Source organism: Streptomyces sp. NPDC040405 (genome assembly GCF_055595765.1).
In genome coordinates, this window is sequence record NZ_JBVIVI010000013.1 from 21,805 (window position 1) to 47,084 (window position 25,280).

The following is a 25,280-nucleotide window of genomic DNA, read 5'->3' on the forward strand; positions in this document are numbered from 1 at the left end:
GGTGCCTGACAATTACACGTTCGATCCCTTCAGGCTCGAGGCATGGAAGCGCGATGTGGAGGCCGCATCCGAGGAGCTCAGGAAATCGCTCGGCAGTTTCCTTGGATCCACCACGAACTGGTGGGGATTCACCGATGACTTCTCGAAGACCGCCGGTCCGGAGTGGCAGAAGGGCCTGCGTGACATAGAGGCGATGATCGGTTCCGTCGGGGATGCCCTGTACGGACTTGTCGGGGGGCGGGCGCAGGAGCAGCAGCGCACGCAGCAGACTCAGGCGGACATCCTGGACAGCATCAAAGAGGGGCAGAACGCGACGGACAGCATCGAGGGCGGAAGTTCCAAGTAATGGCGTGGCAGCTGCCGGATTTTATTTCGTTTACGCAGGAAGAGCGTATTCTGTTCTTCTTGTTGCTGGGTGAGTGGCCGATTGAGGGCTCGTCGGACCTGGCGTACGAAATGAATGAGGTGCTGAACAAGCTGGCGACCGACGTCGACGGCGTCCGCCAGTGGTTGGACACTCTCGCGTACCAGGCGGACGACGCCTTGCCGACCACGGTCGCGGATCAGTCCAAGGAGGTCATCCAGGGTCTTTCCGGGATGCTGGGCGAGCTGGTCAATTCGCTGAGGACTGACTACGCGGGGAATCAGACGAAGCACTCCACGAATATCGGGGTGTCCAAGGTCGAGCTCATGTTTGAGCTTGCCATGCTGATCGCACAGCTCGCCATTATCTCTGCTTTGTCTTTCTTCACCGGTGGTCTGTCGTTTTCGGAAGCCGCGGTCGCGAAGGCCCGTACCGCGGTGGCGCTCTTGACGATCATGCAGCGGCTGTTCGGTTCGACTCCTGTGGCGCCGTTGACCGAGGCGCTGGAGGAGGCCCTGACGAGCATCGCCGCCCAGTTGACGTACATGGGGATCACTTCGGGTAAACGCAGTCCTTCGGGTATCGACTGGTCCGATGTCGGTCGGTCCGCCGTGGTGGGTGCGCTGGCGGGTTTCTTCATCCAGCAACTTTCCGGCGCCATCGGGAAGGTGTTCAAGAGCGCTTTCAAGGACTTCGGCGACAATAAGTTGGCCAAGTTCAGTGCGCAGGTGTTCAAGGAGGGCGTCAGCGAGGGTCTCGGTGAGGGGACCGCGGTCGTCATCACCAACGGTCTCTTCGACGGAAATTGGAGCGCCAAGCCGAACGACTTCATTGGTGCAGCCGTCAGTGGTGCCTCGGAAACGGTGCTGCACGCAGGCGGTGTGGAGTCCGCGAAGGGACTGAACAAGGCGTTCTTTGGCAAGGGCGGCTTCAACATCTTCAACGCGCTGCTGGACTCCGACTCTTCGCTGGGGGCCGGCAGCGACTCCACGGATACGACCACCACGATGTCCGGCCCGTTCGACGGCACGGTGTCGAGCACGCCCCCGCCCCAGGGGCAATCGGGCCCGGACGGGTCGTCGCTGACCACCACCCCGCCACCGGTCACATCCACCGGGATCACGGACCCCACGTCCGTCAACTTCTCCACATCCACCCCGCCACCGGTCACATCCAACGGGGCCACAGACTCCACGTCCGTCGACCTCTCCACCTCCACCCCGCCCTTCACGGCATCCAGCACGCCACCCCCAACTTCGTCCTCCATCCCGCCGGGGACGCCTCACACGCCCATCCCCCCGGCGGCCTTCAACCCCTCGGCCTCCGCCCCCTCGACCCTCAACACCCCCCATATCTCATCCTCGTTCACCCCCTCCACCTCCAGCTCCACCCCGGTTTCCCCGCCGCACACCGGCCCGAATGTCGAGCTGCCCGCACCGGACGTCAACCCGAACACCGACGTCACGACGCAGACCTCGGGCTCCGAGTTGACCATCGATGCGGATACCTCGGGCTTCGACCCGCAGGCGGATATCACGGACGTCTCCGACGTGGACTCCGATGTGTCCTCGATTCCCGACTCGGAATCCGATGGGCGGTCGGACACCACTGGCGCCACCGACCTCACTGACTGGGACTCCCATGAGGAGGCCGAGCAGGAGGCGTCCGCCCACTCCGCCGTCACGCCGCAGACCGCTCCCAAGCCCGACCACTCCGGCACTGCCCCGCTTCCGCCTCAGGGCGCGGAGAACACCGCCCCTGCCGATCCGGTGGCGCAGCCCGCCGCGCAGCACTCGGCGGCGGAGCCGGTCCGGGACCCCGTCCGTCCCGAGCAGTGGCGGCCACACCGGGAGCACGCGCCCGCGACCTCGGTGCACACGCACATCCCCGGCGCGTCCGGGAGCGGCCAGCAGGCCGCGGACGGCACGCCCGCACCCGGGCCCCAGCAGGACACGGTGGTCCGCGCCGAGGTCCGGCACGTCCCCGTCGGTGACGGCCGTGTGGTACGTGAGATGTTCCTGGATCTCCCGGTGCGCTTCGGGCCGGGATTCTCCGCCGACCAGCTCCCGGGGCTGCAGGAGCGGATGCACGGATTGCTGGGCCCGGTCAACGACGGGCTGGTCCTGCCACGTTCCGGCGATCAGCTTCACATCGGCCTGGACCTCGTCCACGCCCCCGGCCACCCCGAGGCCATCGAGCTGACCGCCACGACGACGGACACCCCCGCCCCGTCGGATCAGTTCCACCTCCGCCTGACCTCCGACGACCCGAACCTCCCCGCGCCCGAGCGGGAACGCCACCAGGTACGGAACGCCACGACAGCCCTGACTCAGATCTTGCGTTACGCCGGGATCGACCCGGCCCCGGACACCCCGCCCGGCCCCGCCGTACCTCCGGACCAGCTCCAGACCGTCGAGGACCTGACCGATAACGGCCCGGCCGCCGCCGAGAACACACAGCCCGCCCCGCCCGTGGCCGTGGCCACGACGTCCACGGCACCCACCGTGGAGATGGCCGAGCCGGCAACCAACCCCGTGCGGCAGGGCCAGTGGCGTTCCCGGCGGGCCGATGCGCCGGCGTCGGAGGAGACCGGGAACCACCAGGCCAAGCGGATGAAGGCCCGGCACGACCCGAACATCGGGTACCAGCGGACCACCGTGAACAAGGTGCCGACCCTCGCCGGTCAATGGGTGGTCGAGAACGCCAGGGTGACCGGGAACGAGGCGCCCGTGCAGTGGTGGGCCGACCTCGACGGTGCGGGCACACGGTCCCGGACGCGGCTGAAGACCGAGGCGCTGGCCGAGTTCAGCCTCGAGAACACCCCCGCGCAGCGCGGCTTCGACCCGCTGGACCTCAAGGCCATCGAGTCGTATCTCGGCTTCCCCTCCCAGGACTCCCAGGACTCCCAGGGCTCCCAGGGCGCACTCACCGCGCCTCCCTCGGTGACGCGGACGCAGACCGGGAGCCGGTCCTCCGACGACATGGCCGTCAGAGGCTCGGCCGCGTCAAAGCGGCTCCCCGCGCCGCCCCCGCCCCTCGGCCCGCTGCCCCAGTCGACCGATGATGAGCAGTCCCCGGTCAGCCCTGCCGACACCTTGCAGTCTTCTCACTCGTCGCAGTCGGATGACCTTTCCGACGAGGAGAAGCTGGAGGTCGGCCGGGAGTTCAGTGTGCTCATGCGGGACATCGGTCATCCCGTCGTGCTGGCGGGCGGGGCGCGAGGCAGAGTGCAGTTCGCCAACACGCGGCCCCTCGACATGCTGGATTTCCATCTGCCGGAGCCTGCCGGGCAGTTTGCCGACGTCATCAACCAGGCCGTCGCCCGGCGGTTCCCGGGGACGCCGGACAACGCGCTGCGCGTGGGCCAGGGCGGCCAGACCAGGCTGACCGGTGTGGTTCAGGGCGTAGAGATCACCATCGGTACCGGGGCCGTCCCCTACGTGACGTCGATCGACATCGACGGGTTCACCGTGCCCGGCCGCACCGAGTCGCTGGCGGACACCGCGTACTCGCTGGCCCTGCGCACCGATGAGGAGGGGCGCGCGGAGGACCTGTTCGACTTGCTATGGGGACTGGCGGACACGCCGCACACCAATGAGCTGCCGATCGACGAACTCGAGTTCCTGCGCGGCGAAGCGTACCGCCGGGCGGCCTCGCCCGGAGCCGTACCCGGGCTCGGCGCTCAGCTCCGCGCGGTGGTGGACGAGCTGGACCCCGATGTCCTGGAGGCGCCGCTGCGTAACGCCTTCACGAGGTTGGACGACGCGTTGCGCACGGCCGAGCCGCTCTCGTCCGATCCCGTCAGGCAACTGGCGTCGCGGCTGCCCGAGATGGCCCCCGCCGACCAGGCCCGGGTGCTGTCCGGGCTGTCGTCCGCCGAGCGCGAGCGGCTGGCGTCCAACCGCCCTCTGACGGACGCGTTGCGCTCGTCGCAACTGTCCGACATGGCACCTGCCGACCGGACCCGGGCGCTGTCCGGGCTGTCGTCGGCCGAGCGTGAGCGGATGGCGTCCCATCGCCCGCTGGTGGACGCGTTGTACGGCAAGGTGCTGGACGGGACGTCGCGCGTCTCGGAGTTCGCCGAGACGGTGGCGCAGCTGATGGTGCGGATGCCGTCCGGGGTGGACCAGCCGGTGTCCGCGTGGTCCGAGGTGCTGGCTCAGGTGGCGCGGATGCTGCGTGATCCGGAGGTGGCGGCGAAGCTGCTGAAGTACGGAACGCGTGTGGTGGTGGTGCCGAAGAACGAGGCGATGACCTCGTTGGACGCCTTCCGCGAGTGGGAGGGACTGCGGGCCGGTATCGGTGATCGGCGGTGGGACCAGGTCCGTGGAATGGGGGGCCGCACGACGGCGGTGGCGGAGGAGAACCTCCTCGGTGAGTTCACCGGCGTGACGAGTGATGGTGTGTATCCGGACGGGTACTCCACGTCCACGCATGAGTTCGCGCATACGATCCATGAGTACGGGCTGAGCGCGGCGGACAAGGCACTGATCACGAGGGCGTACCAGGCCAACGTGGACGACGGGCCCTCTGGGACGTGGCCTGATGGCCCGTTGTACGGCTTCGATGCTGAGGGCAAGCGTACGAATGCCAATTACTCGTCCCGGAACGAGCTCGAGTTCTTCGCACAGCTGACCAACGCCTACTTGGGGACGAACAAGGGGAAGGACCCGTACACCGGGGAGCGGCGGAACAACGGGGCGGATTGGGTTCGCAGGAACGAGCCGACGCTGCTGCCGCTGCTGGTAAGGCTCTACGGCGCCGACCCGCAGGCCGTGCCCGGGCGGCAGGCGAACCCGGTCAACGCCACCCAGGCGGAGAACAAGGTCTACGAGGGGTTCCGGGCACTGTGGGATCAGGCGGAAGGCGTCTACGTCCCCCGGCCGCACGCCCCCGCCCCCGTTCCCTTCGAGCCGCCGATCGGGCGTGCGGAATCGACGCCGCGGGTTCTGGGCGGGGTTGATGATGTGCGGGTGGCGGAGTTGCTGGCTCTGTCACCGCGGGAACTGAACGAGACGCTCGCCATGATGCCGGTCGCGGAACTTCGTGGGCTGGCGGTGTCCCGGGCGTTCGTGGGTGGTTTGCGTGCCTCCAGGGCACCCGAGGATTTCGTGTCGGTGACTGCCCGGCTTCTGCTGGAGGTGCCTGGGGAGACATCGCGGCCGGTGTCGGCGAGGCGGGAGGCCTACCGGCTGGTGAGCCGGGTGATCGGGAATGCGGATGTCGGGGAGCGGCTGGTGCTGTCCGGTGCGAGGGTTGTCGTGCAGCCGCGGTATGTGCGGATGACGGCTCTGACGTCGAGTGGCCGCACCACGGATGGCCGGGCGCCCGGCATTCTGCGAGGGGCGGCCGATGATCTGACGGCTATCATCCCGGAAGAGAATCTGCTGGGTGAGCGGACACCCATCGGCCCCACGCCGCATCAGCCCGATGGTCATTCCACTGGTATTCATGAGGTGGCGCATCTTGTCTTCTCGGCGGGGTTGGCGGATGGCGACCGTGAGGACATCAAGGATTCGTTCCGCGGCAAGCAGGGACGTATGGCGAAGGGGGAGGCCGTCCAGTGGCCGGACGGCAGTGGTGCGAAGAACTACTCGGCCAGGGATGTCGATGAGTATTTCGCCCAGGTCGTCAGTGCCTATCTGGGTGTGAACAGGGGCGCCGATGTCGTGACGGGCCAGCCGCGCAACAACGGTGCCGCATGGGTGCGTGAGCATGAGGCGCCGTTGCTGGAGTTGCTGAAGCGGTTGTACGGCGAGGATCCCGATGTGGGGATCGTGAACCCTGTGCGGGCCACCGACGCCGACAATGCCCGTTACGAGGCTTTCGGTGACTTCATGGAGAGCGTGGGCGCTGGTTTCGACCGGTCGCCGGATGTCCCGGATGTCTCGAGCATCAGTCAGTCGTCTGCTTCCGGTGGCACGGGTTCGGTTCTGCGTCCTGCTCCTCCGGGGGCCGTGGGGCCCTTCACCCGGATCACTCCCGACCGTATGGACCTGTTCTACCGGGGGTATGCGGATGCTTTCCATGCCCATCCTGATCCGTCGAATTTCCATTCGTTCTTCTATGGGTTCGCGGCTCAAGAGTCCGTCTTCGTCTATGGCGTCGCAGCTGATGAGCGCTTCCGGGCGAACGTAGAGAGTTTCCATGACCATCTCGTCTATCTTCGTGACTGGCGGGCGAGTTCGGCGTCGCCGATGGATGACTCCGACCCGCGGTATGTGCGGCTCTACCGGAAGATGTCCGTTGCCGAGTTCAATGATTTCCGGAGGGCGCCTGACGCCAGGACCGGGCTGCGGTATGCGATGCAGTACAACCAGGGATCGCAATATCGAAAGTATTTCAGCACTTCTCTGCTTCATCAGCATCGCTTCAGCAATGTGAATGCCTATGGCGATGAGATGGTGGTGCAGTTCACTGTGGACAAGTCTGCGTACTGGAGCTTCGTCAGCCGGTACGGGACTCCGAATCAGCAGTCGGGTGCCTACAACCGGGTGGACTCGGCGCCTGTGCATCAGGAGCAGTTGCGCCGGGGGCCGGGAGCTAACTTCGTCTCGCCGGAACAGGTCGACGAGGTGTGGCGCTCCAGGACGCATCACAACATCGGTATCGGGCACGGGAACGCGGCGGCCTTCGGATCCATGATCCGGGCGATAGGGCCCCTGACGCCGAGGCAGGTGGAGGACGGGGCAGATCAGGAGATCGAAGAGGCACTGGAGGACCGGCGCCGATGGGCCGATGCCGAGATCGAGCGGCGGGTCCAGGCGATGTGGGCGAGGACGCCGCTGCGAGGCGCCCCCTATGGGTCCGCGGACGAACTGCCCAACACCGGCACCGCCGGACCGAGTCAGGCCGGGGGACTCTCCCGGGCGCGGACCGCCCTGACGCCGAACGATTCCCGCGAGCTGTCGGATTTCATGGAGAGCTACGGTCGGCTGCACGACGGACAGGTCGGCCTGGTCCGCAACGAGCCGACCCCCGGCCCCGTCCTGGAGCGGCTGTACCGGCAGATCATCGAAGCGTCACTCGGGGTCGAGCCGGACAGCGACGAGGGCCGGTCCCTGCGGACCCAGCTCGGCGACAGCCTCAGCGCGACGGACATCGAGCTGAACCGGCCGTATCTGCGCAGCAGCGAGGGGCACCCGATCACCCTCCGGCACGGCGGCCGGACCCGGACCGTCCATGTGCGGCTGCGCTACGCGAACGGCGCGAGGTCGACGAAGTACGACACGGGCCCAGTGGGGCTGCCCGGGGCTCGGATCGAGCACCGCCCCGGGGGGAACCAGTCGTTCTCGGACAGCGATGGTTCATCGAACGTGCGCACCATGCCCGTCGGGTATACGCGGATCGACCTGCGGAACGAGCCGGGGTCGAAGTGGTGGGACGAGGGCACGCTCGTGGCGTCCTTGACACACCATCAGATGAGCCTGTCCGCTGGGGCCAGGAACACGTTCGGAATCACGAGCTGGCAATTTCCCACGGATCCGGCGTACCCGATGGACCTCGACGCGCTGTGGCAGGTTCGTGCGGACGACGGCTCCTGGCAACAGGAGGAGGCGCACGGCAGGACTACGGTGTGGGTGCCCGAACACCTCGTCTTCCGCGACGCCACCGGTGCGGACGACCTGCCCGAGTCCGCGGACCTGCAGAGCATGGTCCGTCTGTGGGGCGTGACGAACCCGGAAGGTACGCAGCTGGGGGACAAGATCCTCGGGCACGAGAAATTCAGCCCGCTGAAACGGCTGGGTTCGGTGCAGGCGCTGAAGAACTTCCTGTCCCCTGATGCGCGGCGCGGTTCCATGCACATGTTCCACGCCAAGGGCGGGATGCTCTCACCGGTCCTGACGGATTCCGACGGCAATGCGATCGGCGTGCTCGAAGTATCCGCGGAGATCGAAAAGGACAAGCCGGCGTCCAAGACCCCCGAGGGCAAGGTCAACCTGGGGACATGGCCGTGGCACACCAAGAGCGTGAGCCAGTCGACGGCGTACACCAGCGGGATCGATGTCAGCGGTTCGGGTGGGTCGATGTTCACCACCGACCACGCTCCGGACCACCCGGACGCCGCGGCGAAGTTCGCCGGCAACCTGTTCGGCGGGGGGCAGATCAACGCTCAGGTGACCCAGGGACTGAGCGGGTCGAACAGCGCCACGTTGATGCAGGGCTACTACACCGACAGCAGCAGTCTGCACACGCCCGGCAAGGTCACGTACAAGGTGACCCTCCACCTCGCCGCAGGCGGTAAGGTCACCCACGACTTCGGGCCCTGGGACGATGGCCTGCGCCTGCTGGTGGCCCAGCGCAAGACCGTCGAGGGCCACGCGCCGGGTCCCGGCGAAGAGCGGGAACTGCCCGACCACGTGGAGAACTTGACCGCCCTCGGATTCGGCGAGACCCCCCTCGAGGTCGACGGAGCCGATGAGCTCTTCGAAGACGCGGAGAAATCCCTGCGGGAGCGGGGGTTCCTGCCACCCGCCGAACACCACGAGTCGCGGTTCCCCGTCGAGCTGTTCAACGGGCGAGTGGTCAAGGCGCGGCTGGCCAATCTGCGGAAGTTCAGGATGCTGCGGTCCCAGCTGCTCACCGAACTGCCGGACGCCGTGGACGGCGATATCGTCCGCGTGCTGGAGCTGCCGAGCCCGTTCACCGGCCGCGTCGCTCGGCTGCGGCTGGTCTTCTCGGTCACACGTAAGGAGAACGCGGAGTCCAAGCAGGTCCTCGTGCTGCCGGAAGTCCATCACATCGCGTACAGCTCGGCCGGAGCCGACGGCAGTTGGCAGCAGGGCACGTCGTGGGGCGGTGGCGTCGGGTTCGGCGGTGGACTCAACGCTCCGGCCCCCAATTGGATGGTGAATGCCGGCCCCAACGGCCGGGTCGATCTCCAGAGGAAGTCCGGCGCGGTGGAGGGTGCGAGTACCAGCCTCGACGCGCTGACCATCGCGCCCGGGGGCAGCCGGCTCTTCGAGGTGCCGGTCGACATCTCCCTGAAGGCGGCCCTGGACGTCCTCCCCGGCGACCATGAGGACGAGGGTCAGGCCCCGGACGCCGACACGGAGCAGACCTTCACCGGTTCCGGCACCGTCACGCTCCTTGTTCCGCTCCACCGCACCCGCGAACCCGCCCCGAACCGCCCACCCGTCGCCCGGCCCCCGCAGCAGCCTGAGATTCGCCAGGTGACGGAGGACGATCGCCGTAACCAGCGACGGTTCGACGAGAACGGCGATCCGCGGGACGGTGTGTCCTGGGTGCCGCAAAGGGCGACGCTCGTGAACTTCCCGGTCAGGGGAGCGCTGATCAAGGCCGTGGACATGGTCGGCAAAGGCACCTATCCGGGCGCCCCGACCGAAGTGCTCGCCCAGGTCGCAGGCATGATCGCCGAAGGGACGCAACGGGCTCGGATCGCGGCCAAGAACCGCTTCCCCGGGGCTGTGAACCAGACCGACGCGGTCGCCCGCCTGGTGGGCGGACCCGTGAACACCGTGGCGAGCGCGGCACAAGTGCCCTTCACCCTGTTGGCCGGCGCGTTGAAGTGGGGTGCGACGTACGTCGCGGGGGCCTCCCCCAACGACCGGCAGACCTTCGGCCGCCTGGCGCTCGAGACGTGGCTGAGTTCGGCCAAAATGATCACCGCTGCCTGGGGCATGCTGGCGGGTGGGGATACAGCGCATTACCAACTCCCTTGGGAGTCCGGCATGTTCGCGTATCAGGCCCAGGACCTCTCGATAACGGCTCATCCGAAAAACGCGAGGATTTCCGGCCCAACCCCCGGAGAGATCTACTCCGACCAGTACATATACCCGGCGGTCGAAAAGGGTGGGGAAGAGGGGCTGAACCTTTCCGGGCAGGGCGGGCTCGGCATCACCGCGCTTCAGGCGAATCCCGATGTCAGCCAGAACGCCTACCAGGGCAATCCGAGCGGGGCGCGCGTCTACGGGCAGGGCAAGGACACGTCCCGCACGAAGTCCTACGCCTCGACGACCACCCGTGTCGCCTCCCACGACGGGAAGCACGTGGAGATGACGGCCGATGTCACGTTGCTGGTCAAGATTCGTGAGGGCTTCGTCCATCAGATCCTCAACCACTTGGGCCTGGGCGGCAAGAAGGAGGTGGAGCTGGCGATCGACGTGCCCCATGGGGTGACCTACCTGGTCCCCGTCGACTGGCTGATCCGCAACGCCCACAGGTACCGGAACATGCCGGGCCTGGAGGACCTGCTGGACCGTCTGGGGCTGTCGGGCCTGACCCCGCCGAAGCCGAGCGTCCCGCTGCCCGCCTCGTTCACCCGCAACGGCGAGCTCGGCTTCGGCAGCGTGCTGGAGGTCCACCAGTACGCCGACCCGGACAGGCGGCGGGAGCAGCCGAACCGGCTGTACGAGGAGCTCATCGCGCTGGTGGAGAAGGAGGCGCCGGGCGCCACCCGGCTCGGACATCCTGCCTACCAGCCCCAGGTGCACTCCAAGATTGCCGAGGCCACCCATCTCGCGGCGCAGCACGCGCTGCCCGGGCTCGGCCAGGAGGGGTCGACGTTCCACTTCCTGCATGTCGCGGGCGGCGGTGCGCGGCTGGTCAAGGTGGCTTTGAAGGCCGAGCCCACGATGCAGGCCCCAGCCCTGCGCCGGCTACGCGGCCGCCCGACCGAGGGTGCTGGTCTGGAGGTGATCCAGGAGAGCGCGGAATCAGAATCGACGGCCTCCGCCAGGTCCCGGAAACACGACACGGTGGTCACCCCGAACAACCGCAGCGGACGCCTTGGGAACCACACGGAGGGCACCGACCAGGACGGCCCGCGGTTCGTGTGGAGCGACCAGCAGACGGACGGACATGCCTCCGGTCGCAAGGTCGCCAACGCCGACTGGACAAAGACGGGGAACAGCACCGACTCCGACCCCGTCCCCTACGAACTCACTGCCTCGGTCACCTCCGCGCCGAACTGGGCCTGGCCCCCCGACATCCCCGGCGGGTACCTCCAGGCAGGGCTGCTCAACCTCCGGGCCGGGCTGCTCAACTTCTCCGGCCTGGAAGGCGATCTGGCCGAGAAGTGGGCCGGCTGGATACACCGTGTCCTCAACGGCCGGCCCAGGAGTGTGGCCACGGTACCGGCCACGATGACGCTGCGGTTCGCCGGCTCCGAGTCCGTCGAGCCCCCGCGGTCGTACGAGCCTCCCCGGCCCGCGCTGCTCACCCAGGACCCCCTGACGATGTCGTCGCAGGAAGCGCAGGCCAAGGGCGTTCAGCCGTTCCCCGGCGGTCCGCGCCTGGTGCCGACCGGGACGACACCGGTGTTCGACTTCGACGCCTTCGCACAGCTCACACAAGCTGTGCGCAGCGTCGCGCCTGGCACGGCCTCGCTCTGGGGGCTGCCCGCCAACGCCTCCCTCCAGGCGGGCGCCACCCGCCTGGGCGAGCTGATCCAGGCCGGTGAAATCAGCGTGAGCGAGTCGTCCCCCGAGGCTCCCACTCTCATGCCCGGCAGCTGGCCGGAAGAGGAGCAGAGCGGCAAGGCCGCATCCACCCTGAAGATCGGGCTGTACGCTCCGCGAGCGGTCACGCCTCCTGGGCCGGGGAACGATGACACCGCCACACACGGATTGTGGACGGCCGCCAACAGTGGCTCCTCGTTCTCCGAGGCGGGCCACTCCCTCTCCGTGGCCAATCGGGCCGTCCAAAGCCTTGAGCCCGAGAACCTCAATCGGCTCCTCGAGAGCGTCCCCCTGGGGGTTCACGCGTCGCGCCCCTCCGCATTCGCCACCGGTGGGGGCGGCGGCCAGTACGTCCGTATGCGATGGGACCCTGCCGACAGCTTGCTGGTGCGCGTCAACGTGATCATCGAGGTCAACGGTCCCGAGGGCAAGCGCTTCGTCACCGGCACCGTGACCTTGCGGCTGGGGTTGCCGGACCTGCTCGGCTTCGGGGCCACCGAGGCGCGGGTCAAGGCCGAGGTGTACGACGTGCCTGCGATGCTCGCAGGACAGGAGGCGGACGACTCGCGCGACTGGGCGCGCCACCCGGCCCTCGACCTGCCGCAGGTGCTGGCGAACGGCATCGACACTCAGGACGCCTCTGCGCAACTGTGGCTCGCGCTCGGTCCCGACCCTGACGGGACGCGCCTCGCCCGTGCCGTGTTCGTGGCTTCCCGCACCGCCTCGACGGCCGGAAAACCGGTGGAGCTGGTGGTACGCACCGACGGGGGGCAGACGCGCTTCTGGCCCTTCGCCGCCGACGGCACTCCGGCGGACACCACGGAGGCCACCGGCGAGGCGTGGCAGAACCTGCGGGAGACTGCCGACGCATACACGGCGGCAGTGGAGGCCGAGGCGCGGGCGGCCGGGGCCCAGCAGGAGCTGCTGGGGGACCGGGCCGAGGCGCAACACGCCCTGTGGCAGGCGGAGCAGCAGCTGTCGGCCGCCACCGCCGACCACCGGACGGCGCTTGCGGTGTACGAGAGGGCCGTGGCGGCCGACACCGCCGTCCAGGAGGCCGAGGCGGAACTGGCCAAGGTCGAGGGGGCCGTTCGCGAAGCCCAAGCCGCCCTGCCGGGCGAGGAGGAGATGGGGCAGGCGCGGCTGGCGTGGAGTCAGGCCCGGGCCGAGGTGGCGAGCATCGAGGGCAAGGCCGCGGCCAACGGACCCCAGCCCGACCTGGCGGCGGCCCGGAATCGTGCCACGACCGCTGGGAACCGGTGGACGGACCTCCAGCAGCGATACGCGGACCGTGAAGCGGTGCTCAACACCGCGCGGGCCGGACTCCTCCCGGTGCGTGCCGCGGTGGGCGTGGCGCGCGAGGAGCAGTCCCGGGTGGAACGGGAGACCGGCCTCAACCTGGACGAGGCCCGGAGGGCGGAACGGAGTGCGCTCCGTGTGCTCGCGCAGCGGACCGAGTTCCGCGATGCCGACCGGACCGTCCTGCGCGGGATCGAGGAGTCCCTGCAGGAGACCCGGAAGGACCTTCGGACACAGTCGGAGGCCCACGCGGCGGCCTGGGACAGGCTGCCCGGTCTGGCCGACACGCTGGACGCCGAGCGCCGCGCGGAGGGCATCGGCCGGACGAGCACCATGCCCGGCTCCCTGTCCTCGGCGTTCGCGCGGCCGGTCACGGAGGGGGCCGGGGAGCGGCGTGTGGTGTCGGAGTCGCGTCCGGGCTGGTACGAGGGCGCGCCTGAACGGCGTGTTCTTCCCAGGGGCCCGGGCGAGGTGTACTTCACCGACGGCGAGTGGAAGTCCAGGGAGCCTCGCTATGTGCGGCAGCCGGGTGTCGGCGGCCGTCGGGGGCTGCTGGGTATCGACCGTCTGGCGCAGTGGCGAGGTGACGGCAGCGTTCGGGTAACGACGCTGCCGGTCGGTAATTGGGGCCAGATGTATTTCACCGCCATGCATGGGCGGGACCTCGCCGACCCTGCGCGGGTGATGGGGGACGTCGCACGGCAGGTCGTGGGCTCGGGTGTGAAGACGTTGTGGGGTCTGTACTGCGCGCCGGCCGGCGCGAACCATGACGCTGACTACGCCCGGATCGCGAGTGAGAACCAGGTGCGCCTGATCGTGTTCACCGGGCCGATGGCCGTCACTCGGGAGTACCACGCGCTGCCGGACGCCGACGGCAACGCCACGTCCTTGGTGGTGTACAACCCGGACCGCACCACGGAGCGCCATCCGTCGCCCACGACGCCCCGGTCCGAGACGGATGACACTCCCGACTACCCGGCCGAGGAGGACCTGAACACCGCACTGGAAACAGCCATGGTGCCTCGGTTCCCGAAACTCTACGCAGCGGGCCCGAAGGGCGCGCCCAGCCGGTTCGAGGAGCTGAGCCAGGAGTACGAACGAACGCTCCGACAGGTGCTTTTGGAGGATGTCTATCTACTCCAGGAGATGATCAGGTCCCTCGAGGCGCTGTTCTACTATTACGAGCAGCACGTCGGCGTGGACGCGTACAAATTCTTCGCGTCCCCGCGGCGCGACGAAGGGCCGGGGGTACAGTTCCAGCGCCTGACGTCCTGGGACTCGGACACCACGCTTGACGAGCTCGTCGACGCCTTCGCCGACGCCACGTTCAAGAATCCTCGATATCCGGGGGCGCTTCAGAAGCTGTGGACCAAGAACCCGAAGCTGCGGCCGGAGGGACTGTCGGGTCTGCCTCATGAGGCGCGCCCGCACACAGAGGAGGTGCGTGCGCGGGCGCGCCGGTACGGCCTCCGGCTGACCACGGGACCGGCCGAGACAGTCACCTATCTCCTGCGTGTGCGCCGCATGCTGAACGTACGCGGTGGCGCGGTCCTGCCATTCCAGCACGCGTTGATCGTCTGGGGTCTCAAACATCACTCCCTGGCCGAGCTGGTGGCGGCGATCCTGGCGGCCGGCGACCCTGATGAACTCATGCCCAAGACGGTGGTCGATGCCTCTCGGCTCTACGACTGGGCTGATTCCCAGCTCGACCCGCGAGCGGCGATCCTGCGCCACCCTTCCGCATGGGTCAACGAGGAATACGGGCCGGGCTCGGACGTCTGGAGGCTCCTGCGGAAGCCGCACCTGAGGTACTTCCACGGGTTGTGGGAGCAGTTCGACGGTGCCACTTTCGAGCGTCTGCGACACATCGCGAGCATGGCCGGCCTCGAGGGCGAGGACGTCCCGGCCGTACCGGCCGGGTCAGTGGCGCCGCGCCGCCGCAGGGCCCTCATGGAGGTGTGGGAACGTCAGGGGACCAATCAAGGCCCACTGAACCTGATGGCCGGGCACCTGCTCCCCCTGCATCTGGTCGCCAACGACGCCGACCGGAAACTGTTGCGGGTGCGCCCGGGGCGCGGCGAGGGACCTCGCAAGGCCAACGCGGAGACAGCCAGGAAGCTGGTCCTGGCGGCATGGCGGGCTGGGGCCGGCTACCCTGCGCTGTTCCGCAGGGACGAAGCGTTCGAGAAGCTGCTGTCCCGGGCCCGGCGGCGCGAGACGTACGGTTGGAGCGAGGGAGACTTGCGGTCCCTGCGTGATCGGCTGGTCACGCGGGCTGTCCACCTGACCGAGGCGTTGGCGCCCGAGATGAGCGGGCTGGAGGAGCTGGGCAGGGAGGCGATCGAGCGGCTCAACCCCGCTTACCTCCCCGCATGGTTCGGCCAGTGGAAGTCCGGCCCCCTGGACGGTGAGCAGGTCTTCCGGAGCGTAGAAGACGGCTTCCACGCGGACCCGTTGCACGTGGTCTCGGTCAACTGGCCGACCGCCCTCTCCGGTCTGCTCGCCTCCGGTTCGGACGGCAAGGACCAGCACCTGGTCGTCTACGAGGTGCTGGAGAGCACCGCACGCGAGGTCGCTCCCTTCCTCCCGTATGTCTCCGACACCGACCGGGGCAAGGCCATGTACCCCCATGCGGTGAAGTTCCTGCCCGTCGACTACCGAGTCGAGCACGACGCGAGTGCGAAGCTGACCTATGCCGTGGTCCGCGTGAGGGAGAAGCGTCAACGGCTTTCGCCAGAGGCGTGGGACCGGGAGATCCAGAGCCGAACGGTACGTCTGAAGGACGGCACACCCGTCGGTGCCGCTCTCATGGGTTCCCACGACTGGCGCGACACGGACAGCAGGCTGGCGACCGTGTTCGCGAGCACCCATCGCACGTACCGGGAGGATCCGGGGGTCCCTGGTGACGGGGAGTACCCCATCGCCTCGCAGCCCGGACCGGCGGCCCGGTTGTGGGTGCACGGCAGCGGGAAGAGTTTCACCATTCCGTCGCGGTCCGGACCCATGAGGGTGACACCCGAGCGGCTTGGCGAGTACATGGGGCGGCTCCTGTCCGGGGCACCGGACATCCCGATCAGGTATGTCGCCTGCTCGGCCGCGCGGCGCCACGGGGTCCGGGAGACAGCGGCTCAGATCGCCGCCGACTGGAGCGGGCATGCCGGGGACGCGGCCCCCACCGTGATCGCCGTCAGCTACTCCGGAGCCGCCAAGAGCATCACGGGCAAAGAAGTCAAGGGCCCGTACATGGCCCTGCAAACCACCGCCAACTATCCGGACCCCCGGTTCACCCGGTTCCAGCCCCGTCCGCGGACCCATGTCCCGGCGGCGGACGCGTCGTTCGCTCAGCGCGGGGCCTGGGCCGAGCAGCTGTACCGGGAAGCGACATGGCAGGACCACGCGCGCTGGTACGAAGAGGGCCTGGCGGAGGAACTGGCCAGGCATCCCGAAACCCACAGTGCCGCACGGCACGCGGTGTGGGCTGCTACCAAGGCCATGCCTCCGGCGGACGCGAGCCTGGGCAGCCTGATGAACAGGTTCTCCATGGCGGCGCTGCCCGGCTCTTCCCTGCTGGGTTTCGACAGGACGCGGACGCAGGTCCCGGCGGCGGTCTGGACCGAGTACCGGATGCGCGGTGTACGGATCACCGGTGAGGGGGAGTCGCTGCCGCGGCTGCTGTTCAGCCGGTATGCGGAGCTGGCGCAGCCCTCGTACGAGGAGTTGCAGGCATTCCGGAAGGCCGTGACGTGGTGGCTGGTCGGTGACTACCTGGCGGACAGCGAGTTCGCGCGGGTCCGGCACTCCTTGCAGGAGGTGGTGCGCGCATCGGCGGGGGCCCAAGTGGGCCTCGATGACATCGCGGACAAAACCGCCTTGGCTGGCGACGCGGCGCATCTGTACCTGTGGGCGGACCAGGCCTTCGCCCCCTTTGGCAGCGGCCCGCAGGCGCGGCTTGGTCTGAAATCGCCGATGTACATCCTCTACCGCGACCTCACCGACCCGCTTCTGTCCCCCGAAGTCACCGGGGACGGCCGCATTCCATTCGGCATCGACCGTGTGCTGGTCGGCGATGTGCAACACCCCGATGTGCCCCGCACCCGGCTCCCCGACCGGCTGAGGGCCTGGTCCGAGTGGCGCGAACGTCATCACTCGGACGAGGCCCCGGAGCAGCTGTTCCGGGGGCACATCACCGCCCTTTACTTCGTGAGCGGCGGGAGCCGTCGGTTCTTCCGGTCCTGGCACTCCGTCCCACCGAGCGTGGACGAGGTGGTCCGGGTGATGCGCGATCAGGTGGCGGAGATGTTCGACGCACGGAGTACGAACTTCTCTCAGCTGCTGATGATCGAGCCGGTGTTCTCCGCGCGGGCCACGACGGCCACCGACTACTTCGCGTACCTGGAGAGGAGCGGGAGGAGGGCAGACCGCCGGACTCTCCACGACCTCAAGGACAGGTTGCTGAGTGCGGTCGACGAGGTCGTACCGCTGATGCACGAGAGAGTGCGGCTGCACCGGGCGATGGCTGTTGAGGGCTTGAACGCGTTGCCACCCGTGCGCAGGAGTGTCTTCTGGGCGGACTGGACACCGGAGCCGTTGACGGGAGCGCCGGGGGATCGGCTGCCGGGTGGGCTGGACTCGGTGTGGGTGCCGGAGCTGCATGAGGCGTCGCTCAGCCAGGACGTGGCCATGGAGGACGCCGCGTCCGGTTCCGGTGGCCGGATCCGTGTGTTCGAGGTCGCCGATTCCCATGAGGCGCGGGATATCTCCTTCCTTGCCCGGGGTCCGCAACTGCGACAGGCATTCTTCAGGGCGGCCACCCAGCTGGAGGTGACGTCCCGCGAGATACGCCGGGCCGCCGACGGCCAGATCTACGAGCACATCCGACTCCGCGAGACGAACCAGCTGCCACAGGTGCGACGCGCCACGTGGGAGGGACCGCCCCGGCCCCCGCGTAGGCCCACGGCGCCGCCACCCTCGTCCGAGGGTGCGGTTCCTCCGGGCCAGGGTGGGGCTCCCTCGTCCACGGAGCCGGGCCCCTCGACCAAGTCGTCGAAGCCATCGCAGGTGTCCTGGTACGTGGTGCGGGACGCCCAGCGCGCCGGATGGGTGCTGGCCAACTTCAACCGGGCGGATTGGGACCTGCGGAGCCGGGCGCTGGAGGAGTTGGCGCGGAAGGACAACGACCCGTCCATCGTCCGGTGGGCGGGTGACGACGCGGGGCGAGTGGCTCGGCAGTGGCCACTGAAAGACGTCATCAAGGGCGGCACGGTGTTCTACCCACGCCACGGGAGCACCGAGCCTCCCGACCCGGAAAGGGTGAAACGGCATCTGGCGGCCTCGGCCAGGAACGTCCTGGTACTGGACTGCGCCACGCCCTCAGCACGGACGGCGTCGTCGGACGCCGGTGGCCTGACCGAGTACGAGAGGAACAAGCAGTACCGCCGGCTGGCCAGGAAGCTGAGCACGGAGGAGCGGAGCAGGACGGTCTGGTGGCCGGTAACCAGGTCAGCCGTCACGCTCGGCCCTGATGGCACGCCGCAGATCCACCTGAGCGAGAGCGCGGACGGCACAGCGTCGCGGCTCCGGTTCAGCGTCGGAGGAGGCCCGGTACAGACGACCTTCCAGCAGGTGGAGGAGCAGTTGACACCGGCGCCCGAAGGCACCTCCTACCCCCGCGAGGAGGAGTGGAACACCGCGGCGCCCGCCACGCCCGGGAACGACGGGACTACGGTGCCCGGGACGCCGGTGCGCCCCGAGCTCCTGTACGACCTCGCTCCGCCACTGCCGTCGGACGAGACCGACTCGGGCTCGGAGCCCGACGACAAGTCGGAGGCCGGCGCGCGGGCGGTCGAGCCCTCCTGGGACACCCTGGACTACCGGCCGCCGACCGATGACGCGCGGGAACCCCTGGACTTCCTGGTGCCGACCAGGAGTGCCTCTCAGCCGGTCGCGCCTCCGGCCGCCCGGGAGGACACGGGACCGTCGGCCGAACGGCCGGTGCCGCGCACCGGTCCGGCCACTGCCAGATTCCACGGCACGGTCTTCGCCCTGCGCACGGTGGAGGGATCCGGCGGCGCCTTCGGCGAGGCACTGGCCCGCTCCCTGGAAGCGGCCGGTGTGGACCTGCCGGTGGCCGAGGGCGGCTTGCGTGGCTGGGCCGTCGGACGGGCGACCGAGGCCGATCTGCCGGGTGACGCCCTGCCGCCGTTGGACCCCACCCGCGATGTCGGGCTGGCCGACCTGACCGCGGCGGGTGTCCGGCTGGGCCCCGGCCAGGAGGCGGAGGCGGTCCTGAACGGGAAGCTGTCGGCCAGTGATCTCGACCTCACGCCCGTCGAGCGGTTCCGCCTGCTGGCCGGCTCCGATGGCCTCTCCGCCGACCCGGCCGCCACATCGGCGGCGGTCGACGTGGCCGTCGCGAGGGCCGTTGCGCGGGAGCTCGATGTCGCTGTTACCGTCGTCGGACCGGACGGTGTGCCGAGCGTGTACGGCTCGTCCGCCCAGCGGCGCGCGTTGCTGGTCCGCGACGGTGACCAGTACCTGGCCGGGGTAGCGGATCCCGCTGGGCGAGCGCCGGAGCCCGACGTCCCGGGTGAGAACACGTCGCAGGCGCTCGGCGAGCGTCTCTCACCGCCGCGGCGTGCGCGGTTCGGCGTCGAGTTGGAGCTCAGCGGCGTCACGGTCCCGTTCTACGCCCGGGGGGTCGTGCTCTTCCAGGGCAAGGGATGGCGGCTGGAGACCGACACCCCGGACGACCCGCCGTACGACCACTCCCACCTGGAGTTCGTGACAGAGCCGATGGTGGACAGCGTGCAGGTCGAAAGCGTCCTGCGGGACATCGTCGGATTCGTCGCCCGGATGAGGACCCTGGCGCTGGCCGACCCGGACCACCGGTTCGGGCTGTCGGACGTGCTCGACGGGAGCCTGGGCGACGACGTGGAGTTGATGCGGGACACGACCGTCACGGCCAAGGACGTCACGTTCCAGGCGGTCCTGCAAGTTTCCTACGGCATCGGCTTGTCGGACCTCAACTCGGAGATCTCCAACCTGTTGCCGAGGAGGGAGGCGGACAGGATCCGGCAGGAGGTGTCCCGGATCGAGGAGTTCTTCTCCGACAAGCACGGCCGGCCCCTGACGGCGGGCGCACGCGAGCACGTGCGGCTGATCCTTACGTATCTGAAACGGGCGGAGGCGGTGAAGTGGCAGGCGGTGCGGTTGCATGTGGCCGCGGCGTTCCGGATGCTGTCCCGCAGCGACTTCTGTGCCATCCACGACGGGCTGCTCACAGATGAGGAGCGCGACGACATCGGCCGGCTGTTGCTCGGCCAGGCCGGCCAGGAGGTTCCCGACCTCATGCGGGCGCTGGGCAATGACGCGGCGGATCTGGTGTTCCCCGAGCCGTACGAGGGCCAGGACAACGCACTGCACCACGGTCCCACCAAGATCGACTGGCTGCACTCGATCGTGCACGGCAGGGGTGAGGGCGAGTTCAGGAAGGACCGCCTCTCGCCTCCGCCGGGTTTCGCCCTGCACACCGGGGATCTGAACGTGGACTTCGGCATGGGAGCGATGGGCGTCGACACCGGGAACCAGCTCATCATCTTCGAGGTGCGCGGCGCGCCCTACCGTCCCGGGAAGGTGCCGCTGAACGGCATGCTCATCCCCGTCGTGGCCCAGGAGTTCGCCAGGGCGATGCGCCACAACCCGGCACTGACGGGGGTCCCCGGCCTCGCCGCGTCACTGCCGGAGGCCGTCAAGATGGCGGGCAGGCTGGGTGAGACGTTGCAGCAGCTCACCAAGGTGAGTGTCCGCGTCAGGCGGGACGCCGGGGATCCCGAGGGCACGAGGAAGCGCTCGATCTGGCGCACCTTGATGAACACGAACAAGACGCTCGACGCCTTGCTGGCGGACGGTGCCCCGTCGGAGCTGCGGGAGACCATGGCGCGCCTGCGTGATGTGTCGGAGAGCATGCGGGAGCTGTCCGCCACGTGGCTCACATCCGGTGACGTGCTCGCGATCCTGCCTGAACTCGACGCCCGGATAGGCGAGTTCGAGGCGGCCCTGTGGGAGGCCGAGAACCGGATATCCCTCACCGACGCACCCTCCAGCAGGCAGCGGAGCGGGGGTGATCTTCTCTGAAGGCGCGCCCATGACCTCACGATCACCCTTGCCCTCATCATCAACTCAGCTTGTAAGGACACTCAGTGAGCAAGTCGGCAGAGCGCGGCAACGCGACCAAGCAGCCGGACACCGAGGCTCAGGATGCGGCGATCGAGCCCTCCGTGGCCGCGGAGACGCCCGAAGCCGCCGACGGGGCTGGTGACGAGGGCGGCGTCGAGCACATCGAGGGCGCCACCGACAACATGCCGCCCGTCCCGGACGAGATCCGCGAGGCCGCCCGGACCGCGCCCGACCACTGGTTCGGCATGGTCGACCCCACCTGGCGCGGTGAGGGCCCGCCCCCCGGCTGGGCCGTCATCGGCCAGTGGCGGTCCGGCGCGGAGGGCGAGATCGTCGAGTGGCAGGACAACGAGGAGTACCGCCCGTCGCCCGCGGCGCTCGGCTGGCCGGAGCCCGCCGATGACGTCGACGCGGCGCTCCAGTTGGCCGCGACCGGCTATGGGCCCGGGGAGGCCGTGCCCGAGGCGCTGGCCGAGCTGCCGGAGGCGGCGGTGTTCGTCACCCCGGGCGGCGATCCGCTGACCGCCACCGCACCGGACGGCGAGACCCCGGTCGTGCCGCTGTTCACCTCGCCGGTCTACCTGCACACCGCGGGCCGTCTGGCGTTCGAGCTGATGCCCGTCCCGGAAGTGATCAATCGGCTCCCCGAAGGGCATGTGCTCTACCTCAACCCATCGGGTCCGGTCAGCATGACCGTGGAGACCGACATGCTGCGCCGGGCCCTCGCCGGCGAGAGCATCACGCGGTCCGCTGGGACGACCGGGGAAGACGACGCCGAGCAGCACCAGGAGCCCGAGGCCGTCCGTGCCGTACGCCCCGCCACCACGAGTGGCGCGGGGCTCGCCGAGGATGACTCCGCCGCCGACGGATAGCCGCAGGCGCGCACGTGTTCCCACGCTGTACCGGGCATGGGTCCCATGCCCGGCAGACAGAATCCGCACTGAGCCGGAGGATCAGCTTTCAGCGGGGAAGCGCAGCAGCGTCACCGAATGTGCCTTGAACGACCAGTCCAATGTCTTCGCATCCGTCTTGGCCTGTGATTTTTCGATCTTGACGGAGTTCGGCCGCTCTTTGCTGTTGAAGTCGTAGAAGGTCCTTCCGGCGACCACGGACACGTCGACGGTTCCGGCAGGTGTGAAATCATTCGGGGCCACGTGCGCCTTGATGTCCTTGTCCGGCGAGCGATTCACCACGAGGACGTTGAGGGCCCCGTCCCGGTCGATCGAGGCCGTCGTCACCAGCGCCTCGTAGGAGGAGCCCAGAGGGGTCTCGTCGGTCGCGACTTCAACGTTGTCATTCACTTCGCTGTCAATGATCTCGCCGCCACCATGGAAGAAGTCGCGCAGTTGCTCGCGCATAATGGCTTCCGGCATGGGCATGAACTCCGGGGCTCCTCCGAACACGGTCCGTGCGGTACCGGGCTTGGGGCTGAGCAGGTCGTTGCTCGCGGTCCACGCGACACCGCAGTTGCTGAAATGGGCCCACTGGGATGCCATGTAGAGAACATGGGACATCGCGTAGGAGTACTGGGGATAGGTCTGCGCGCCGCGTTCACCGCCGAAGAAGAGCGCGCCGCATTCGGAGGCCGCGACATACGGGTCCTTCTTGCCGTACTTGCGCATCTCGTCCATGAGATCGGTGACCATCGTGGTGGCCGCCGTTTCTCCCAGCATCTGGAAGTCGTGACCGGCCCGCTTGTCGGGGAAACGGGTGACGTGCAAGTCGCGCGAGAAGTTCGTGTAGGGGTGGATGGCCATGCCGTCGTAGTCATCGGCGTGGCCGTGCTCGGCCATGAGCCGGGGGAAGCTCATGTCGCCGGTCATGAGCTTCCCCTGATCGATGGACGCCCAGACGGACAGGACGCGGATCGTGGGGTCGACGTCCTTCATCGCCTTGTAGTAGTCCACGAACCCGGCGTGCGGGCCGGAGTCGTAGTCGGCGGTTATCTTCGCTCCCTTCGGGGGGATCGCGCCGTGCGCGCCGTCGCCGAAACAGATCGTGCCGCTCTTCGGTTCGAACGTGTAGACCTTGTCGCTCGCACCCGCCGAGGACAGGTCCGGAACCTGACGCCACTTGGTGCCGGCGACATGGACCACCTGGCTCCTGGGCACCACGGGCGGGTACCACACGGTGAAGTTCTGGCTCGGCTCGCCGTCGCTGACCGATGCCTTGGGGCTGTGATCCGTCGGCTGCCCGACGCGCTGGCCTCGCTGCCGCTGTGTGCCACCGAACGCGTACTGCTTGATGGCCGTATTGTCGTCAGCACTCATCCAATAACGCTGGTGCTTTCCGAATATTTCGTTACCGATCTCCCAGCAGCGCACGCCGTAGGGGGCGGGGTGGCCGTTCTCCGCCCGCAGATCCCCCCACTTCGTACCCTGCGGGGCATTCATGTACGCCACCCAGTCCGCGATTTCCTGTGGTGTCGAATTCGCGAACGCCGCCATGATCTGGGGCGTACCGTCGATCTTCTTCACGAGGGACATGTACTCGTCGGGGCCGTACGTGCTGTCGACCTCCTCCCCGTCCTTCCCGTCGAGCTGGCGGCTCCGGCTCGGCTGGGGCCCGGTGGCTCCCTTCCAGTTGAACAGGTTGGATGACGTCCCACCCGGATACCGTACGAGGGAAATGCCGCTCTGTTTCATCTTCTTGACGGCTTCCGGTTCCGGGGCATCGGCCTCGGCGTCCCACAGTCCGAAGGCGTCGTCGTACCACTTGGCGCCGTTGACACCCACGATGTCCCGGCTCACCTTGGCCAGCGCCCGCTGTGTGCTGACAGCGATGACCGGACCGGCGTCGGCTGCCCCTTCATCCTCTTTCACTTCAGTGGCACCGGGGGAGCATCCGGCGACGGTGACGCCGGCCGTCAGGGCCGCCGCGCTGTGCAGAAAGTCGCGTCGCTTGAATCCACTCATCATTATCTCTGCACCTTCTGGAAGAAACGGTGAGGCGTGTTTCGGCTACGAATCCTCCACCCTGGGAGAGAGGGGTCGTGGTCGCAAGGTGAGCCGGGCGGGATCAATTCGTCCGGTGCGGGAAAAATGATGGCGCGTGGCTCGGGGGAGAGTGGAGTAGGTGGTCCGGCCGCAGCGCACCTCGATGTGCGCTCCGAGGTGTCATGGAGTTGTCTCCGCCGGTGGGCCGGGGGACTGGTGGGTGCCGGTATCGGCGTCGGCCAGGATGCGTTCGGTGCCGGTGACGATGGATCGCAGGGTGGTGTACGCATCGGTGTGCGGCGCCGTGTCTACCTGCACGACATCGGCGCCGACCCGCAGGTAGTCCACCACGTCGCGGCCGGAAGTCACGCCGTCGCACGCCATGATGGGCAGGTCGAATCCCCGCGTGCGCAGTCGCCGGATAGCCGCGAGCACCGGTGGTTCGCCCTGCTCCAGCTCGCCGGTCTGCGACGAGATGGTGAGGGCGTCCGCGCCGGCGGCGATCGCGGCGTGTACCCGGTCCTCCAGGCCGGCACCGACGGCCAGTTTGACCGAGAGAGGGAGTTCGACCCAGCAGCGTGTTTCGGACGTGTAGTCGTAGACGCGTTGGGGGCTGTCGTCCTCCAAGCCCGATTCGTCATCGACGCACGAGATGCTGAGTTCCACCCCCGGGCAGCCGGTGATCTCGACCGCTCGCGCGAGCATGCCCAGTTCCGCCGGTGAGCCGGCGTGCAGGGAGGCGATGACCGGCAGGGATTCGTCGGCGAAGGAGCGCAGCATCCGCAGCCAGTCGTCGATCGGGCGCTGTGAGCAGGTTGCCCTGTTCAGCGTGGAGACGGGCAGCCGCAGGATCCGTTCGTCCATGGCTTCGGTGGGAGAAGGAGAGATGGTCTTCGTGACGACGATCCCCGCTCCCTGGTCCAGCAACATGCGAATGCTGCGCTCCTCGCCCGTCAGACGTCCGGATCCCACCATGACCGGAGTCTTCGCCCGCAGGCCGAGAAGGGGAAAGTCGGGCACGTGGGTTCTCCATCGAACGGCGGACTTGCGGGACTCGGGGGTCTGGGGAGGCGATCGGGGCCGCCC

Annotated in this window: 5 protein-coding genes; 3 read left to right on the plus strand and 2 right to left on the minus strand. The window is 68.4% G+C overall.

All coding sequences use genetic code 11. The annotated features are described in order from the left end of the window. Position 1: 1 nt before the first annotated feature. The 3 genes from ACZ59A_RS37170 to ACZ59A_RS37180 all read left to right on the plus strand — a co-directional run bounded on the left by ACZ59A_RS37170 (position 2) and on the right by ACZ59A_RS37180 (position 22,130). Complete coding sequence (locus ACZ59A_RS37170) at positions 2 to 346, plus strand: hypothetical protein (protein WP_470968189.1); 345 nt, start codon at positions 2 to 4, stop codon at positions 344 to 346. Further along, the gene (locus ACZ59A_RS37175) at positions 346 to 21,216 is read left to right on the plus strand and encodes a hypothetical protein (protein WP_470968191.1); all 20,871 of its coding nucleotides are present in this window, start codon (positions 346 to 348) and stop codon (positions 21,214 to 21,216) included. The genes ACZ59A_RS37170 and ACZ59A_RS37175 overlap by 1 nt, the downstream gene beginning before the upstream one ends. A 224-nt stretch (positions 21,217 to 21,440) precedes the next feature. Beyond that, on the plus strand, positions 21,441 to 22,130 hold the full coding sequence (locus tag ACZ59A_RS37180; protein ID WP_470968497.1) for a type VII secretion system-associated protein: 690 nt from the start codon (positions 21,441 to 21,443) through the stop codon (positions 22,128 to 22,130). Between the two features lie 81 nt (positions 22,131 to 22,211). On the opposite strand, the gene ACZ59A_RS37185 is transcribed toward ACZ59A_RS37180, so the two are convergent. Continuing rightward, on the minus strand, positions 22,212 to 24,176 hold the full coding sequence (locus tag ACZ59A_RS37185) for a hypothetical protein (protein WP_470968194.1): 1,965 nt from the start codon (positions 24,174 to 24,176) through the stop codon (positions 22,212 to 22,214). A 198-nt stretch (positions 24,177 to 24,374) separates the two neighbouring features. Further along, a complete protein-coding gene (locus ACZ59A_RS37190) occupies positions 24,375 to 25,214 on the minus strand; it encodes a beta/alpha barrel domain-containing protein (RefSeq protein WP_470968196.1) in 840 nt (279 codons plus the stop codon). Between the last annotated feature and the right edge of the window lie 66 nt (positions 25,215 to 25,280).

Excerpts from the sequence above, each read along its gene's own strand:
- ACZ59A_RS37175 (WP_470968191.1), top strand. The coding sequence starts at position 346 with ATGGCGTGGCAGCTGCCGGATTTTATTTCGTTTACGCAGGAAGAGCGT.
- ACZ59A_RS37180 (WP_470968497.1), top strand. The coding sequence starts at position 21,441 with ATGCCGCCCGTCCCGGACGAGATCCGCGAGGCCGCCCGGACCGCGCCC.
- ACZ59A_RS37185 (WP_470968194.1), bottom strand. The coding sequence starts at position 24,176 with ATGATGAGTGGATTCAAGCGACGCGACTTTCTGCACAGCGCGGCGGCC.